Annotated in this window: 16 protein-coding genes and 1 pseudogene; 9 read left to right on the top strand and 8 right to left on the bottom strand. The window is 56.9% G+C overall.

The features are described from left to right. The first annotated feature begins 27 nt into the window (after positions 1-27). The 3 genes from FGK63_RS08465 (at position 28) to FGK63_RS08455 (ending at position 2,768) form a co-directional block, all read left to right on the top strand. Positions 28-510: a VOC family protein gene (locus FGK63_RS08465; RefSeq protein WP_138841163.1), complete on the top strand. Its 483-nt coding sequence runs from the start codon at positions 28-30 to the stop codon at positions 508-510. Positions 511-522: 12 nt separating this feature from the next. Next, positions 523-927 carry a DUF1428 domain-containing protein gene (locus FGK63_RS08460; protein WP_138841162.1) on the top strand — a complete coding sequence of 135 codons (405 nt, stop codon included), beginning with the start codon at positions 523-525 and terminating at the stop codon, positions 925-927. A gap of 218 nt (positions 928-1,145) precedes the next feature. Beyond that, entirely contained in the window at positions 1,146-2,768 is a 1,623-nt protein-coding gene (locus tag FGK63_RS08455; protein ID WP_138841161.1) for a thiamine pyrophosphate-binding protein, read from the top strand. A 47-nt stretch (positions 2,769-2,815) separates the two neighbouring features. Here FGK63_RS08455 and FGK63_RS08450 read toward each other — a convergent pair whose 3' ends face one another. After that, a complete protein-coding gene (locus FGK63_RS08450) occupies positions 2,816-3,025 on the bottom strand; it encodes a dodecin (RefSeq protein ID WP_138841160.1) in 210 nt (69 codons plus the stop codon). A gap of 526 nt (positions 3,026-3,551) precedes the next feature. Between FGK63_RS08450 and FGK63_RS08445 the strand changes: the two genes are divergently transcribed. Then, positions 3,552-5,435, top strand: a complete 1,884-nt coding sequence (locus FGK63_RS08445; RefSeq protein WP_138841159.1) for an SLC13 family permease — start codon at positions 3,552-3,554, stop codon at positions 5,433-5,435. Positions 5,436-5,628: 193 nt separating this feature from the next. Here the strand turns inward: FGK63_RS08445 and FGK63_RS08440 are convergent, their stop codons facing one another. Then, complete coding sequence (locus FGK63_RS08440) at positions 5,629-5,919, bottom strand: hypothetical protein (RefSeq protein WP_138841158.1); 291 nt, start codon at positions 5,917-5,919, stop codon at positions 5,629-5,631. A gap of 777 nt (positions 5,920-6,696) precedes the next feature. On the opposite strand from FGK63_RS08440, the pseudogene FGK63_RS20955 reads away from it, so the two are divergent. Further along, a pseudogene (locus FGK63_RS20955) lies at positions 6,697-7,310 on the top strand (transposase); the annotation flags it as partial. Positions 7,311-7,419: 109 nt separating this feature from the next. On the opposite strand, the gene FGK63_RS08425 reads toward FGK63_RS20955, so the two are convergent. The 3 genes from FGK63_RS08425 to FGK63_RS08415 form a co-directional block, all read right to left on the bottom strand. Next, a complete protein-coding gene (locus FGK63_RS08425) occupies positions 7,420-7,647 on the bottom strand; it encodes a hypothetical protein (RefSeq protein ID WP_138841156.1) in 228 nt (75 codons plus the stop codon). Between the two features lie 278 nt (positions 7,648-7,925). After that, positions 7,926-8,474 carry a pyridoxamine 5'-phosphate oxidase family protein gene (locus tag FGK63_RS08420; protein ID WP_138841155.1) on the bottom strand — a complete coding sequence of 183 codons (549 nt, stop codon included), beginning with the start codon at positions 8,472-8,474 and terminating at the stop codon, positions 7,926-7,928. Between the two features lie 100 nt (positions 8,475-8,574). Then, positions 8,575-8,841, bottom strand: a complete 267-nt coding sequence (locus FGK63_RS08415) for a DUF1127 domain-containing protein (RefSeq protein WP_138841154.1) — start codon at positions 8,839-8,841, stop codon at positions 8,575-8,577. 232 nt (positions 8,842-9,073) lie between these two features. On the opposite strand from FGK63_RS08415, the gene FGK63_RS08410 reads away from it, so the two are divergent. Further along, positions 9,074-9,730, top strand: coding sequence for a winged helix-turn-helix transcriptional regulator (locus FGK63_RS08410; RefSeq protein ID WP_246043979.1), 657 nt, complete (start codon positions 9,074-9,076; stop codon positions 9,728-9,730). 77 nt (positions 9,731-9,807) lie between these two features. On the opposite strand, the gene FGK63_RS08405 is transcribed toward FGK63_RS08410, so the two are convergent. Next, a complete protein-coding gene (locus tag FGK63_RS08405; protein ID WP_138841152.1) occupies positions 9,808-10,203 on the bottom strand; it encodes a RidA family protein in 396 nt (131 codons plus the stop codon). A gap of 86 nt (positions 10,204-10,289) precedes the next feature. Between FGK63_RS08405 and FGK63_RS08400 the strand changes: the two genes are divergently transcribed. Beyond that, a complete protein-coding gene (locus FGK63_RS08400) occupies positions 10,290-11,030 on the top strand; it encodes a helix-turn-helix transcriptional regulator (protein WP_138841151.1) in 741 nt (246 codons plus the stop codon). A gap of 135 nt (positions 11,031-11,165) precedes the next feature. Here the strand turns inward: FGK63_RS08400 and FGK63_RS08395 are convergent, their stop codons facing one another. Continuing rightward, positions 11,166-11,591 carry an ester cyclase gene (locus FGK63_RS08395; RefSeq protein WP_138841150.1) on the bottom strand — a complete coding sequence of 142 codons (426 nt, stop codon included), beginning with the start codon at positions 11,589-11,591 and terminating at the stop codon, positions 11,166-11,168. A gap of 228 nt (positions 11,592-11,819) precedes the next feature. Between FGK63_RS08395 and FGK63_RS08390 the strand changes: the two genes are divergently transcribed. Further along, complete coding sequence (locus tag FGK63_RS08390; protein WP_171052602.1) at positions 11,820-13,265, top strand: pyridoxal phosphate-dependent decarboxylase family protein; 1,446 nt, start codon at positions 11,820-11,822, stop codon at positions 13,263-13,265. Positions 13,266-13,506: 241 nt separating this feature from the next. On the opposite strand, the gene FGK63_RS08385 is transcribed toward FGK63_RS08390, so the two are convergent. Next, complete coding sequence (locus FGK63_RS08385; protein ID WP_218961121.1) at positions 13,507-14,313, bottom strand: M48 family metalloprotease; 807 nt, start codon at positions 14,311-14,313, stop codon at positions 13,507-13,509. 574 nt (positions 14,314-14,887) lie between these two features. Here FGK63_RS08385 and FGK63_RS08380 point away from each other — a divergent pair. Beyond that, positions 14,888-15,079 carry a hypothetical protein gene (locus FGK63_RS08380; RefSeq protein ID WP_218961120.1) on the top strand — a complete coding sequence of 64 codons (192 nt, stop codon included), beginning with the start codon at positions 14,888-14,890 and terminating at the stop codon, positions 15,077-15,079. Positions 15,080-15,088: the final 9 nt, after the last annotated feature.

Below are 15,088 nucleotides of genomic sequence, written 5' to 3'. Positions count from 1 at the left end.
GCAACTCAAACATCAAGGAGACTGGTCATGACAGATCTCGTCACCTGCCTGTGGTTCGATCACGGCGAGGCAAAGAAGGCGGCGGAGTTTTATGCCGCTACATTTCCCGACAGCCATATGGACCGCTTAAACATCGCGCCAGGAGACTTTCCCGGCGGTATTGAAGGCGTCGAACTGACCGTTGAGTTCACCGTGCTCGGGCGCAGGTTCATCGGGCTCAACGGCGGGCCAGCCTTCGCGCCGAACGAGGCGGTCAGCTTCATGGTCGTGACCGAGACCCAGGAAGAAACCGACCGCTACTGGAACGCGATTGTCGGCAATGGCGGTCAGGAAAGCGACCGCGGCTGGTGCAAGGACCGCTGGGGTTACTCGTGGCAGATCACGCCGCGGTTGCTTCTGGATCTGACGACGAGTTCCGATCGCAGCAAGGCGAAACGCGCCTTCGATGCGATGATGACCATGCAGAAGATCGACATCGCCGCGCTCGAAGCCGCGGTGCGGGAAGGCTGAGGGAGAAAATCCATGCGTTATGTAGACGGTTTCGTGGTGGCGGTGCCCACGGCGAACAAGCAGAAGTTCATCAACCACGCCAAATTGGCGGACGGCGTGTTCATCGATCTTGGCGCGATCCGCGTGGTCGAATGCTGGGGGGACGACGTGCCGGCCGGCAAGGCCACCGACTTCCGCAGGTCCGTCCAGGCGACGGATGAGGAGACGGTCGTCTTCTCGTGGGTCGAGTGGCCCGACAAGGAAACCCGCGACGCGGCCTTTGCCAAGATGACCGAGTGGATGAACGATCCGGCAAAGGCCGACCCGCGCATGGATCCCAGAAAGAATCCGATGCCTTTCGACGGCATGCGCCTGATCTATGGCGGTTTTGCACCGCTGGTCGACCTTCGCGGAAGGTCTTCGCAGAAAGGCCGGTGAGTGTTTGACGCGCGCCAAAAGAAGGCGTCTGGCTCCGGGTTGCCGCCTGTTTCGTCGGCGCGGCGATGCAACCCGCCGCGTTCCGCGCGGGATTTGCGCGCAAATTCCCGCTTCGCCGTTCCAGTCTCCGCGTTTTCTCCTGAATGGGCGCCAAGGTTGCGCGTTTTGCGCGCGCGCTTTGAATTATCAAAGCGAAACCGAAACCGGAGTGAACATCGATGAGCCGCGAAATGCATGTCTTCCAATCCATCGCCCGTGCTGTCTCGGACCACGGCGTCGGCACGATGTTCGGGCTGATGGGGGATGCCAATCTTTTCATGGTGGACAGCTTCGTGCGCGATTGCGGTGGGCGGTTCGTGCCTGCGGCACATGAGGGCAGCTCGGTCCTGATGGCGTTGGCCTATGCCCATGTCGGCGGGAAGGTGGGCGTTGCCACGGTCACACATGGTCCTGCACTGACCAACTGCATTACGGCTCTTACGGAAGGCGCGCGGGGGCATGTTCCCATGGTGCTGTTGGCCGGCGACACGCCTGTGGCCAATCCCCGCCACCTTCAGAGCATCGATCAGCGCGAACTGGTCAAGACCACGGGCGCCGGGTTCGAGCAGGTGCGGGCGCCCGACACCGTCGGCATGGATATCGAGCGCGCCTTCTACCGGGCGCAGGTCGAGCGCCGGCCCATAGTTCTGAATATGCCGTCCGATTTCATGTGGGAAAAGGTGCGCCACGAAGTTCGGGTTCTCGACGTGTTCACCAACCCTGGCGGCGTCGCTCACGGCGACACCCTGGACAATGCCATCGGCATGATCGCCTCGGCCCGTCGCCCGCTGATCCTCGCTGGCGGTGGCGCGGTCGCGGCGCGGGACCAGCTGATCCGGCTTGCCGACCGGCTGGAGGCGCCGCTTGGAACCACGCTGAAGGCCAAGGGACTGTTTCACGGCCATCCCAGCAACATCGACATATTCGGCACGCTGTCCTCGCCCGCCGCCTACGAGTTGATTGCCCAATCCGATTGCATCGTCTGCTTCGGCACGTCGCTGCATGATTTCACCACTGACCGGGGCAAGTTGATGAAAGGCAAGCGGATCGTGCAGGTGGATGTCGAGCCGACCGCGATCGGCGGCGGGCTGCACCCGGATGCGGCGCTTGTGGCCGATGCCGGCCTGACCGCCGAGACCATTCTGTACTGGCTGGACGAGGCTGAGATTCCGGCAAGCGGCTTTGCCCGCGAACGGGACGTCGGGCAACTGACCCGTCACCCCGTCGGCCCGGACAAGACGGCAGAGGGGTACGTGAACTATGTTCGGGCGCTGGAGCGGCTTGAAGCGGCGTTGCCGAAAGATCGCATTCTTGTCACCGACGGCGGGCGGTTCATGACCGAGGTCTGGTGCCGCATTTCGGCGCCAGATCCGCAAAGCTTTGTCGTGACCGCGAATTTCGGATCCATCGGGCTTGGCCTGCAGGAGGCAATCGGCGCCGGACTGGCGGCTCCGGACCGGCCCGTCGTGGTGTTTTGCGGCGATGGCGGCTTCATGATGGGCGGGATCAACGAGTTTAACACCGCGGTGCGGCTTGGGCTCGACCTTATCTTGATCATTGCCAACGATTCCGCCTACGGCGCGGAACATATTCAGTTTCTCGACCGCCAGATGGATCCGAGCCTGACCGAATTCCACTGGCCTTCGTTCGCCGATATCGCCACGTCGCTCGGCGGGCAGGGCATCCAAGTGCGTTCAGACAAGGAACTGGAAACCGCCCTTGCGGCTCTTGATTCCCGAAAAGGCCCGATCCTGATCGAATTGCGGCTCGATCCGCATGACGTTCCGCGCATGCGGATTTGAGCGGCGGAGTTAGACTGCGGCGCTAGGACCGGTCGGGTGCCGGCATTTCACGAACGGTCCAGACGGAACCCGAGTTTCAGCCCAACCTGGAAGTGCGCGACATCGCCGTCAGCAACATGGCCTCTGATCTCGGTCACCTCGAACCATTCCAGGTTGCGAACGCTTTCGTTGGCCGCCGCAACAGCCTGTCGAATTGCATCGTCGATTGACTCGCTGGATGACCCATAGATCTCGGTGATCGGGTAAATGTGCGACATTCTCTCCTCCTTCATGCGGCAAGTGCCCTGTGGCAGTGCAACTGTTCGCGACCATAACAGATTTGACCTGCGACACAGACGCTAGGCACAATAGATGCAAGGGTTTCTCAAGCACCTGTTATTACGCACTCGCGGCTCGCGTTGGCGCCCTTTGGCGAAAAGCAGCGATGCGCTGCTGACTGAATCGTCCACCATGGTGGAGTGTCGAAAGATGGTAGTTCGAACCAACGGGCAGCGCCTCGGCGGACAGTACCATTGGATTTCCGGCTTTGAAGTCCGGTTCGACTTTCGCGAGTGGGCCAATACACTCGCACGGCCAAGGCATTGAACCCCAATCGCTCAACGCAATTTGCTGCCGCCTGACACCGTGACGAAGCTTGCCTCAGACTTCAGACGGATCCGCGGCCAGTGACAGTGCCGCTTCGGTGATGCCCGAAAAACACCTGACAAACCCGTTTCTCCGGTTCAAGCTGTCGAAACCCGCGCGGTATCCCCGAAGCAGCAGAAGAAGAACGGAGGGATCGGGATGGAGACGCTTGCTTTCACGACCGAGATGGCGGTGGTCATGGGGATGCTTGCGTTCACGGTCTTCCTGTTCGTGTCCGAGATCATTCGCATCGACCTGGCGGCAATTCTGGTCCTGGTGATGGTCGGGATCCTCAGCTACGTGCCGGGGTTGGAGCGGCTGGCCGATGTCACGCATCTGTTTGACGGTTTCGCGTCGAACGCTGTGATCTCGATCATCGCGGTGATGATCGTGGGTGCCGGGTTGGACCGGACAGGTATCATGAACAAAGTCGCCGCAGTGATCCTGAAGCGCGGCGGCACGACCGAGAAGCGCGTATTGCCCATCGTGTCCGGCACGGTTGGCGTGATTTCGAGCTTTCTTCAGAATGTAGGTGCAGCGGCGCTGTTCCTGCCGGTTGTCAGCAGGATATCAGCCCGGTCAGGCATACCGATGGCGCGGCTACTGATGCCAATGGGTTTCTGCGCAATTCTGGGCGGAACGATGACCATGGTGGGTTCGTCGCCACTTATCTTGCTCAACGACTTGATCATCACGGCGAATGCCGGGCTGCCAGACGGGCAGAAGATGGACACGTTTGGCCTGTTCTCGGTTGCCCCCATCGGTGCTGCTCTGATTCTGACAGGGATCGCCTATTTCCTGCTGCTCGGGCGCTGGGTGCTGCCAGGTAAGGACAGTGCCGACAGCGTGACCGAGGGGCGTGGAACTTCAGAATACCTGCAACGGATTTACGGGCTGAGAGCCGACGTGTTTGAGGTGGATGTTCCTGCCGACAGCCCGCTGGTCGGCGAGATCCTGGCGGATATCAACAACGAAAACGGGGTCTACATCATCTCGACCTTCTACCGCGGCAAGGTATCGATGATCCAGATTCTCACGGCCGAAATCGCCGCCCCCTGCCGGCTGGCGATCATCGGCAGACGCTCTGCGGTGATGGCGATGGCGAAGAAATACGGGCTGACGGTGCGTCCCGAACTGGACGTCTTCGTCGAGGAATTCGCGCCGACGAACGCCGGGATCGCCGAGGTCGTCATCCCGCCTGACAGCAAGCTGATCGGCAAGTCACCGCGCGACCTGTTGTTCCGAAAGACCTATGGCTTGAGCCTGTTGGCGATTCACCGCGGCGAGGAGACCCTGAGCCATGTCAAATCCGAGGATCACCAGCCGACGCAGATTGGTCTGGTACCGTTCCAGGCCGGCGACATGCTGGTGGCGCATACGCGTTGGGACAACCTGACGCGGCTGAAAAGAGACCGAGATTTCGTGGTGGTAACATCGGATTTCCCGCAGGAAGAACTGCGCCCGCACAAGGTCGGCTGGGCGCTGTTTTTCTTTTTGGTGTCGCTGTCGCTGATCCTGTTTTCGGACGTTCGGTTGTCCCTGTGCCTGCTGACCGGCGCGGTGGGGATGATCCTGAGCCAGGTCATATCGATCGACGAGGCATATCGTGCAGTGGGTTGGAACACGGTCTTCCTGTTGGCCAGCCTGATCCCGCTGGGTCAGGCGGTGCAGAACACCGGTACCGCAGAGTGGATCGCACAACAGATCCTGACGGTCCTGGATGGTTGGCCGATCTGGGCGCTGCAAGGCGGGATCGCGATCCTGGCGACGGTATTCTCGCTGGTGATGTCGAATGTCGGCGCGACGGTTCTGTTGGTGCCGCTGGCAGTATCTATCGCCGTGGCCGCAGGAGCCAACCCGGCGGTGTTCGCGTTGACCGTTGCGATCTCCACCTCGAACTCGTTCATCATTCCCACCCATCAGGTGAACGCGCTGATCATGGGGCCTGCGGGATACAAGGTGGTAGATTTCGTCAAGTCGGGCGGGATCATGACGGTGCTGTTCCTGGTGGTGTCGATGTTGATGCTTAACATCGTCTTCTGATCCCGATCGCTCGGGGCCGGGACGGAGGGCAGACGCGATGTATGGCCGGGATTGTAGCCGCGCCATGGTAACTGCGGGTCGAGCTGCACGTTCTCTTCCCGCAATGCGCGTCCGCCGGGACAGCAGTCATGCCGCGTGTTCTTCGTGACCGGGCGACATGCCTGTCAAGGTGCCGGACGAGTTACCCACGCCCTCAATTGCCCGCCGGTTCCTGCTCCGGCGGCAGCGGAAGCCCCTCCGGCGTCGGCACGTCGTGCTCAACCAACCACTCCCGGATCACGCCCCAAAGATCCTGATGGGAAGCGGTGAACCGCATCGAGTGCAGATCTGCAACTTGTTGCTCGAGTTGCGGGACCCATTGGATCTTGAGCCGCAGGCGGTAATCTTTCGCCCACTCGCGTAGAACGGCCAACCAGCCGCCCAATGGGCGCGCTTCAAGCGCCTGGAGGAGAACTTCGGGGATGGTATGAGGCCAGTCGGGCATTGGAGTCCTCAACGTGTAACCTTGTCGACTTTGCGTAGCTGGATCAAGAAAGGGAAATCACCCAGGTTCCCGACACCGATCAGGCCTACAAGAATGACCGGTGCAACCCAACAAGAAAGCACTTTATCTCATTCGCAAAGCGAAAAAATCGATTTCGCGATATGTGAGGTGCCGGGACGCATTTTGTGGTGGTCTGCGTCCCGGCATGTCCGAAATCCGCGCTGCAACGCGGCCTCCCCTCACAGGATTTTTTCTAGCCCCGAGCGTCTCGGGTGGTCAAGTCCGCTGCAGAAAAAGCTTGCCTCACAGCGTCTTCGGCTTGGCAACCTGCTTGCATTCCACGGGGATCTTGCCTGTACCTGAAAACGCCCCCTACGCCGCATGTCTTACAGGTCCAGGCGCTCAACGTTCCCCGATCGTCTGCCGGCACTCTCTGCCACTTGCATTTCCGCCCAGCCTTGCGTCGCCGAACCGCGCCGGTCATTTGTACCAGGATCAGCCACAACCCGCCTACGCAGGTGACGATCGCGACAATTACCAAAACACCGGTATCGCCACTTGAAACCGAAACAAACTTCAACAGATCAGACCCCAGCTACTTTCCGTCGGGAGGCAACGGCCACCACCCTGTAAACACATCATCATCTCCCAGAACAAGGCCGAACGGGCCAGAGAGGCTCCAGCCGGGGTCAAACCCATCATCGGCGACACCCGGGCGCTGGATGACAACGAACCGCCCCGCATAGGCATCCGGGCCACCAAAACCATAGTGCGGATATCCGCGCGGCCGATGTGTTCCGGGACAAGACCACGCGCCCGAACGAGCTCTGGCAGACCGACTTCACCTATCTCAAGGTTATCGGCTGGGGCTGGTTCTATCTGCCCACGATCCTCGACGATTGCAGTCGCTACATCATCGCCTGGAAGCTCTGCACCACGATGAAGGCTGAGGATGTGACGGACACGCTGGAACTGGCGCTGCAGGCATCCGGGTGTGATCGGGCCACAGTCGTGCACAAGCCGAGGCTCCTCAGCGATAACGGCTCGTCATACGTCGCCGCCGATCTGGCCGAGTATCTCCAGGGCAAAGAAATGGATCACGTGCGCGGGGCGCCACATCACCCCAGACCCAGGGCAAGATCGAGCGCTGGCATCAGGCGATGAAGAACCGGGTTCTCTTGGAAAACTACTTCCTGCCCGGCGACCTCGAACGTCAGATCAGTACCTTCGTGGACCACTACAACAACCACCGCTACTACGAGAGCCTGGAAAACCTGACACCTGCCGATGTCTACCACCGGCGCGGCGCAAAGATCCTGAAGATGAGAGAGGAGATCAAGAACCAGACAATTCGAAAACGCCGGTTGCAGCACCAAGCCGCGGCCGCCTAAATTCAAACCGAAATCGAACCAGAGCCTCCGCTACGAAAACACCTCAGCTTTCCGGAAATCTCTGACGACGGACAATACCCGTAAGAGGCTCTGAAGGTGTAGACGCCCCCTATCCACCGATGACAACCCCGTCCTTGGGGCGGTAAAATACTTTCTGATTATGCAATCGGCCCAGCAGGTCCTGGATTCGCCGCATAGTGTCCTCGCGCTTGGCCTTGCTATCGTCGGTTTCATCGACCCCTTCATGCGACATGGAGGCCGAAGCGTTTCTCAGTGACGTTTCGATGAGGTCCACATCCTCAACCGACAGTTCGAACATTTCGTTATACAATGGCATCCTGAAACCCTCCGCTGAAACTTCCAGCACTCAAAGCGATGCAGAGTTTCAAGCTGACTCAGGGCGCTGCGCAATTCCACAAGATTCGGTTTTTGACTTGGTCAAAAGGATGAGAAAGCGCGTGGCGCGTTAATACTTGCTTCGGCAGTGTCAGAAGAAACCGGCTTGAGGCGGGTAGGGCGGTTTCGTAGCCTCGCGCTATGACTAAACGATCTACGTTTCGCTACTTCAAGACCAGCCCCGAGATTATCCGCCTGGCCTGCTCCGTCGAGCCACCATCAATCTTCGAAAATGCCGGTCGGCCGACCGTCGATCGTCTCGACATTCTTGCGTCGCCAATAGTCCCGGACGCCATCGGGACCGAGCCCGTCGTAGTAGGGCTCCAACTCTTCATCGCCGCGGGATTTTCTGAAATCCATGTAGGGAACGCCCGTGCCGCACGACGTTTGGACGAGGTCGATGTTCAGATCAAAGACCTGGCGGCTACCTCCCAGCTTGGGAAACTCTGAGATCAACGAGTCCCATTGAGTGTCACGCGGGTGGTAGGCAACTGCCTGGCCATAAACACGCAGGATCATAGGCTTGCCTTCGAACGCACAGAACATGAGCGTCATGCGCCCAGTGGCGCGCACATGTGCGGCTGTCTCGTTTCCGCTACCGGAGAGGTTCAGCCAAAGAATACGGTTTTCATCTTCGATCCGCAGCGTGTCCATCCCCTTTGGAGAGACGTTCACGCGCCCCGTCGTGTCTGCCGTGGCAACAAAGAACACCGGCTGTTTTTCGATGAATGCCCTGAGCGTTCCATTCAGTTTTTTTCCTGTCGCCATATGCTTATCCTCCGTAGTCAGCACAGATACACAGAGTTGCCCTGTTGGGCCGATGTCCGAATCGCGCCCAACACGGGATCGTTCATGATTTGCAGCGGCATTACCAGTTGCCGGGGTGGCATTTGCGGAATGCGATCAAGCCCACTGCGCCCGCTGAAGGCAATTGCATGCGATCGATGGACGACACATCGTTGCGGGTCAGGCCGACGTCGCGCAGATAAGTGTCTGACAGGTTTTCGAGCGCCGCCTTTGCGGCATTCTTGCCAAGAAATCGGCGAAGCATCGCCGCCGTGAAATCGACAACCCGGGAAATTGTGGGGGCAATCTGTGTTTGGTTGAACGGGGTGTTTTGCGAAATGTAGGTCATCTGGGGTCTCCTTGGTCGGTGTGCGTTGTTCTGATGCAACCAACCTGGCACGCCCTCCTTGCAATTAGGCAGTGTAGAAAGTGGACCACCTCTGATACAGAAAGTGTACTGGCCTGATAGTGCGCCGGGACCAAATATTCTTAAGACACCTCGAATGGCCGGGAAGGCAGAGCGAATGACAACCAAACCCTACGGTCTTTTTTGTCCTACCTCAAAGGCATGTGAGATTCTCATGCCACGCTGGACGATCCAGATTTTGGGCGAGCTTTGGGGCGGGTCCACCCGTTTCAACGACATCAAGCGCGGGCTGCCGGGCATCTCGCCGACCCTGCTGACCAAACGCTTGAAGGAGATGCAGGTGAACGGGCTTTTGGAACGGGTTGAGGACAAGGCGACCGGAAGTATTGACTATCTTCGCACAGACAAGGCGGCCGAACTGGACACGGTTCTTGCCGATCTGGCGAAATGGGCTCAGCGGCACATCAAGGCGGAGATTGCATTGGAAGATCGGAATGCCGATTTGCTCATGTGGAACGTGCGACGGCAGATTGACCTTGATGAATTGCCATCCAAGCAGAGCGTCATACGGTTCAATTTTTCCGATGCGACATCCCCGGCCTCGACGTATTGGCTGATTACCAAACCCGGTGAGACAGTTGAATTATGTGCAAGCGACCCCGGTTTCGACGTCGATCTCTATGTTGAAACAGAGGTTGCTGTGATGACGGGCTTTTACCTTGGCCGCAGCTCCTTCGCGCGCGCCGTGGAGAACGGGAGCTTTTTCATGAGCGGCGATCAGAGGCTCATCAAGACGTTTCGGAGATGGCTTAAGTTCAGCATGCATTCTCACACAGATGGAATTGTGCAGGTCGAAGATGCAGCGCTGTGAACTCGGCAGGCCCGAACCTATTCGCGGGACATTGCGGCCATTGACATTTGTCCATCCAATGGCCGCTTTGATTTCCGTCAGGCTGCTGCAGTCGCTTCAATCTCGAAAAGCAGTCCAGGGATCGCGAGGCGCGTCACTCCCAGAAGTGTCATCGGCGGGATAACCCGATAGGGGTCGAAACGTATGCCTATCAGGTCGAAATTCTTCAGCGCTTCATCCACGTCAGTGGCATAGATACCCAGCTTGACCACATTGCTCAGGTCCAGGCCCGCGCCTTTCAGCACCGCTTCCAGATTGTCGAGCGCGAGGCTGATCTGTGCGCGCATGTCGCCGGGATCCTGCGGGGTGCCTTCCCCATCCACTGCGGTCTGGCCCGCGCAGATCACTTGCCGCGCCGCGCCTTCGATCATCTCTGCCTGATTGTAGCCCAGCTTGATCGACCAGTCCCAGGGGTTCACTGCTGTCCGTTTCATGTCGCAATCTCCTTTTCTGTGTTGCTGGAAACGGTCTAAAACGAAATAGTGCCAAAGGGTGTCACCATTTGTATTATGTTGGCGATATGAACGTGAGACTCAGACATGACGCCATCGTGCGCAGCCTGCGCCGGAACGGCACATCCACCGTTGAAGCGCTTGCCAGAGAGGTTGGCACCTCTCGCCGAACCGTCTTGCGGGATATCAGCGCCCTGAGGGACGAAGGCTATGTGATCCATTCCGATGTCGGCCGCGGTGGCGGTCTTCAGCTTGATCCGCAGTCGGTCCAAACGAACGCCAAATTGACGGTTCCCGAGGTTTTCGCCCTGTTGATCAGTGTCGCCGCCATGCGGGCCGCTGGGAATTTGCCTTTCTCCGAACTTGCCGACGCGGGGCTTGCCAAGATCGAAAAAGCCCTGCCGACAGACAAAGTCAAAGACCTGCGCAGTTTCCTGGAGTGTCTACACATCGGCCAGCTGTCGCCGCTACAGGATCTGTCGGACATGGGGAAAATGGACCCGGAACTGCTGCCCGCGTTTGAAACGGCCTTTCTGGGACGCCGGTTTATTCGCTTTGACTATCGCGATGCAAAGGGCCGTAAGACCCGACGCGAGGTCGAGCCGCAAGCCATGCTGATCTTGCCGCCCCTGTGGTACCTCGTCGGCTGGGATCCCTCGCGCGAGGACTTTCGCCATTTCAGGATGGACAGGATAAGCCGCCCGGAAGCGGTAGCCGAAACACACTTTCGCCGCCGGCACGTACCTTTCGAAGACGATGTTTGCCCTTACAGCGAATTGCTGGCGCAAAACCAAACCGGTCGTCTGTAACGCACGAAACATTCGTCAAAATGGGCTCTCTCGGAACCTTCGCCACGCCAGGGATGAATGGCCTCCTTCGGAGATAGGGGCCGTTCATATAGTCGCGCGTGAATTGGCGTTGAGCGGACCCAGCGACCGTTGGGTCTATGGTTCGAGAAATGCAACGTTGGGGTGGACATTCAATTGTCTCTTGATTGCGTCAATGTCACCCAAAACCCAAAGTTTCCCAATTTTTTGATCCTGCAAAGCAAAGAAGGCCGCGCCGGACCATTCGATCCGCTGCTTGGTTCCGTCTACGTCGAAAAATTTGCCTTGATGCGTACCGACGAAGGACATTCGTGCAGCCGCTGTTTGTCCCGCATCGACGATGTCAATGATATTGCATTGAAAATCCGGAAGAGTCTCGCGAACCTCCTCCATGTAACGAATGAATTCATCCGGCCCTGAGCGCTTGGGGCCGAGGCTCCCACGAAAATCGAACTGTGGGTGCAGGATTTCTCTGGCGCAGTCGTGGTCCGCAAGGTTCCATGCTTCGTTGTAAAAACGCTCAATCAGATCCGACAGCGTCATGAAGTTTTCCCAACCTAGGCAACATGTTCTACATATCACCGCGCGAATTCGAGTGCCAAGGGCTTATGCCAGACCTTTGTCGCGCAATTCATCATGGTCGGTCGTGCGCAAAATACTGCCTTTCTTGCATCATCATCAATGGCTGCTTTGACGCTCATGGATAGACTGTGTGTTCAATCACACGTCTCGCTATCAATCCGATCACGAGTAAGACTCGACACACCCGATGTGGCAGACCAGAAGTTTTTGAATGGTTTTAAGGGGAGTAGAGAATTGGAAGAAAATGAGAAACTATCGCTAAGTGAAGACGACCGATTTGCAATGTTGGCAGCCGCACAGGAAGCTATTGCCTACCGGGAAAGTCTCAAATCATCTGCTGTGAAACCGGAGTTGAGACCCGCTGATTTCGCATCAAACTTCGACAGCGTGCTTCCCAATAAAGGAATGCCCGCCTCTTTGGTTATTGATGACTTGATAACAACTGCGAGCGCGGGGCTACATGGCCATGCGTCCCCTCGGTTCTTTGGTTACGTGTGCGGCGGATCAATGCCTGTTGGTGCAGCGGCGGATTTTCTTGTGACTTCTTGGGGACAAAACGCAGCCTCCTCGTGGGAAAGCCCATCTGCTGCCGTCATCGAGCAGACCGTTTGCCAGTGGTGTCTAGAGCTCCTTGGACTGCCATTGGACAGTGGCGTTGGAATTGTCTCTGGGGCGACAGTGGCCAACGCGCAGGGTATCATCGCCGCGCGGGATTCGTTGCTACATCGACAAGGCTGGGACGTCTTTGAAGACGGTCTCTTTGGAGCGCCGGACGTCCCTGTCGTGATCGGCGATGCGGCCCATTCTGCGCCGATGGCTGGCGTACGTTACGCGGGCCTTGGGTTGGGCCGCGCGACACGCCTTGCGACAGATGATCAGGGTCGGATCAGCTTAAGCGCACTTCGAACCGAACTGGAGGCCTGCAAGAACCCACCTCTGGTTATTCTTCAGGCAGGTCAGATCAACACTGGCGCTTTTGATCCATTCGCGGAAGCAATCCCAATGATACAGGATGCAGGCGGTTGGGCGCATGTAGATGGTGCTTTCGGGCTGTGGGCTCATGCCGTCCCAAGCCTACGGGATCGGTTGACAGGAGTAGATGGCGCCGACAGTTGGGCGGTCGATCTGCACAAGTGGCTGAACGCGCCCTATGATGCTGGGCTTTGCATTGTGCGCGACCGCTCCGCGCTGGTTTCCGCAATGAGCGCTCGCGGCGCTTATTTGCCTGGCGTTGGTGAGACCTGGGAGCCCAGCGACTCTACCCTTGAACTCAGCCGCCGCGCGAGGGGCATTCCAAGCTATGCAATCATGAGGCATTTGGGGGCAGATGGCATTCGCGAGATGATCTCGCGCCATTGCGATATGGCGGCATACTTGGCGGATCATTTGAGCACTGTACCCGGCATCGAAATTGTGAATGACGTTGTGCTGAACCAAGTGGCCATCGCCTGCGGAACGGACGAAAAGACGACCGCGGTCTTGGAACGAATACAGCAAAGGGCACAGGTCTATCCCAGTCATGGGGTTTGGCAAGGAAGACAGATCATTCGTGTTTCCATCATCAACCATGCAACGAGTTACTCGGATATTGACCTTCTCATTGAAGAAATCCTCGATGCAAATGGAAATGGATAAAGATCTTTACTTAAGACGCTCCATGTTTTGCAGTCTTTTGTTGAATATTTGAGTCTTTTGCCGCAGGGCACCAATAAGCCTCGCGAAACCAAGGTCAAAGCTGCCATTCGTGCTGGGCGCAGTAGTCGGTAAGTCTGGGCTCGCTCCGGACCTTAACTGCAAGGTAATTGGTCGGTAGCAAAGCGGGACATTGCGGCCGTCCAATACTTTGTTGCAAATGTCTGCTATCTACGTCGTTCGGCTAAGTAGCCTCAACTCTGATGCGCCCCACGGATGCGGCGAAGCGCTTTAGTATCGGCCTGAGCGGCCAAAGAAGCATCCTACCAATAAACGTAAGAACGGGCCTCGAATTGCGCATCATTGAACGAGCGTACTCATCGGCTTCCTGTTCTTGCTCAGCCACCTGCCCACCCTCAATGTGCCCAGCCACGTGGTGCCCGACTTCATGGTAGAAGGTGAACTCCGCGTCTAGACGCCACCACCAAAGCTTGGCGCCACTGGCGGAGTTGATAGGCCAAGTCAGAATAATTCCAGAGAAAAACAAATTGTACTTTCCCAGATAATCTAGTTCAGGGCGACGCGCGATGACATCTATGCGGGTCACGTTGTTTAGTGATAGCCCCTTTGTTTTGCTCCAGCCTTCAATATTCCTGACGACTACGGAGCGATCCGCGATTTCAGAGGCAACAAATACAGGTATGCCATCAGCAACATGAGTTGCAGGTTCTTCTAGAATGCGCTGTGAAAGAATATCCAATGTCTTGATGTGCATAGGGTGCAATTTGCTTTTACGAAGCCTTGAGACTTCCTCCTCGAAAGCAGATGCGTCCAGTTCATCCAGTATGGAAAGCAACACACCAAAATATTTGGCCAAAGGCCCGCGAGGGTTCTCAGCCCATGCAGATGACGTCAGTTTGTTTTGGATTTGGATGACGGAGTTCGCGTCGTCTTGCAAAATCTCTCGCCAAGCATCTCGAATGGTCTCGACGTGGTTCGTCGAAATGCCTCTCAATAATCTGTCAACAGCTGGCCGAGCTTCCTTTTTCATACTCAAATAAAGACAAGCTAATTCGGCGATTGTTGGGCACTTGAGCGCACCTGCTACGAGAAAATTCTACTTGGGCGAATGCAGGCACACCCAGAATCGCAGTTCGTTCACGACGCAGCATCCGTAACACTGGGCTCGGAGCCGTCGTTCGCTACAGGGCGGTATGCACCCATTGCGCTACGACTGTTAGGAAGCCTGCCCAACAAAACTGGCAGGATTGTCCTCAATGTGATACTTTAAGAAAGCGGACACTTAGGGCGGTGCCTTCCCGCGCTCCTGTCCTTGAGGGATTGAGAAGCATGGTTTCATCTCCCAATAGCCTCGGGAACGCGATAATCCTATATTTGCTCATCTTTTCACCGTCGTATTCTGATGTTCCGACTTGCCATGATCTGATTGCAGATTTGGAAAGACAAAGAGTTGATCAACTCAACGCTGAAAACGAACGCAGGAATAATTTAAAGGTGACAGTTGAGAGTGATATTCAAATTTTTGTGGACAATGAGATAGAGAAAAATAATGAGCTTCGCAAGAATGCGTGGAGAGAAAAGGAAAAAAGATAAACAACCTGGAGGTGAATCATTTCAAAAAATTTCTGCCTCGCGCTCGGATTCAAAAAGAGTTTGAAGATATTAACTCGGCCCTATTGAAGGAGAACCAAGAGTTGGAGAAAACCCGTGATGGCATGAATGAGCGCATAGCTGATATCGATAGAGTGTATTATGACCAGTACAAAAAAGTAAATGACGAAAAAATGCAAAAATAGCGGAAGTAA

The sequence above is a fragment of the Ruegeria sediminis genome (assembly GCF_005938215.1).
Taxonomy (GTDB): domain Bacteria; phylum Pseudomonadota; class Alphaproteobacteria; order Rhodobacterales; family Rhodobacteraceae; genus Ruegeria; species Ruegeria sediminis.
This window is presented reverse-complemented; position numbering and strand designations above follow the sequence as displayed.

What these genes read in the sequence shown, in the direction of transcription:
- FGK63_RS08465 (WP_138841163.1), top strand. Translation starts at nt 28, where the DNA reads ATGACAGATCTCGTCACCTGCCTGTGGTTCGATCACGGCGAGGCAAAG.
- FGK63_RS08460 (WP_138841162.1), top strand. Translation starts at nt 523, where the DNA reads ATGCGTTATGTAGACGGTTTCGTGGTGGCGGTGCCCACGGCGAACAAG.
- FGK63_RS08455 (WP_138841161.1), top strand. Translation starts at nt 1,146, where the DNA reads ATGAGCCGCGAAATGCATGTCTTCCAATCCATCGCCCGTGCTGTCTCG.
- FGK63_RS08450 (WP_138841160.1), bottom strand. Translation starts at nt 3,025, where the DNA reads ATGTCGCACATTTACCCGATCACCGAGATCTATGGGTCATCCAGCGAG.
- FGK63_RS08445 (WP_138841159.1), top strand. Translation starts at nt 3,552, where the DNA reads ATGGAGACGCTTGCTTTCACGACCGAGATGGCGGTGGTCATGGGGATG.
- FGK63_RS08440 (WP_138841158.1), bottom strand. Translation starts at nt 5,919, where the DNA reads ATGCCCGACTGGCCTCATACCATCCCCGAAGTTCTCCTCCAGGCGCTT.
- FGK63_RS08425 (WP_138841156.1), bottom strand. Translation starts at nt 7,647, where the DNA reads ATGCCATTGTATAACGAAATGTTCGAACTGTCGGTTGAGGATGTGGAC.
- FGK63_RS08420 (WP_138841155.1), bottom strand. Translation starts at nt 8,474, where the DNA reads ATGGCGACAGGAAAAAAACTGAATGGAACGCTCAGGGCATTCATCGAA.
- FGK63_RS08415 (WP_138841154.1), bottom strand. Translation starts at nt 8,841, where the DNA reads ATGACCTACATTTCGCAAAACACCCCGTTCAACCAAACACAGATTGCC.
- FGK63_RS08410 (WP_246043979.1), top strand. Translation starts at nt 9,074, where the DNA reads ATGCCACGCTGGACGATCCAGATTTTGGGCGAGCTTTGGGGCGGGTCC.
- FGK63_RS08405 (WP_138841152.1), bottom strand. Translation starts at nt 10,203, where the DNA reads ATGAAACGGACAGCAGTGAACCCCTGGGACTGGTCGATCAAGCTGGGC.
- FGK63_RS08400 (WP_138841151.1), top strand. Translation starts at nt 10,290, where the DNA reads ATGAACGTGAGACTCAGACATGACGCCATCGTGCGCAGCCTGCGCCGG.
- FGK63_RS08395 (WP_138841150.1), bottom strand. Translation starts at nt 11,591, where the DNA reads ATGACGCTGTCGGATCTGATTGAGCGTTTTTACAACGAAGCATGGAAC.
- FGK63_RS08385 (WP_218961121.1), bottom strand. Translation starts at nt 14,313, where the DNA reads ATGAAAAAGGAAGCTCGGCCAGCTGTTGACAGATTATTGAGAGGCATT.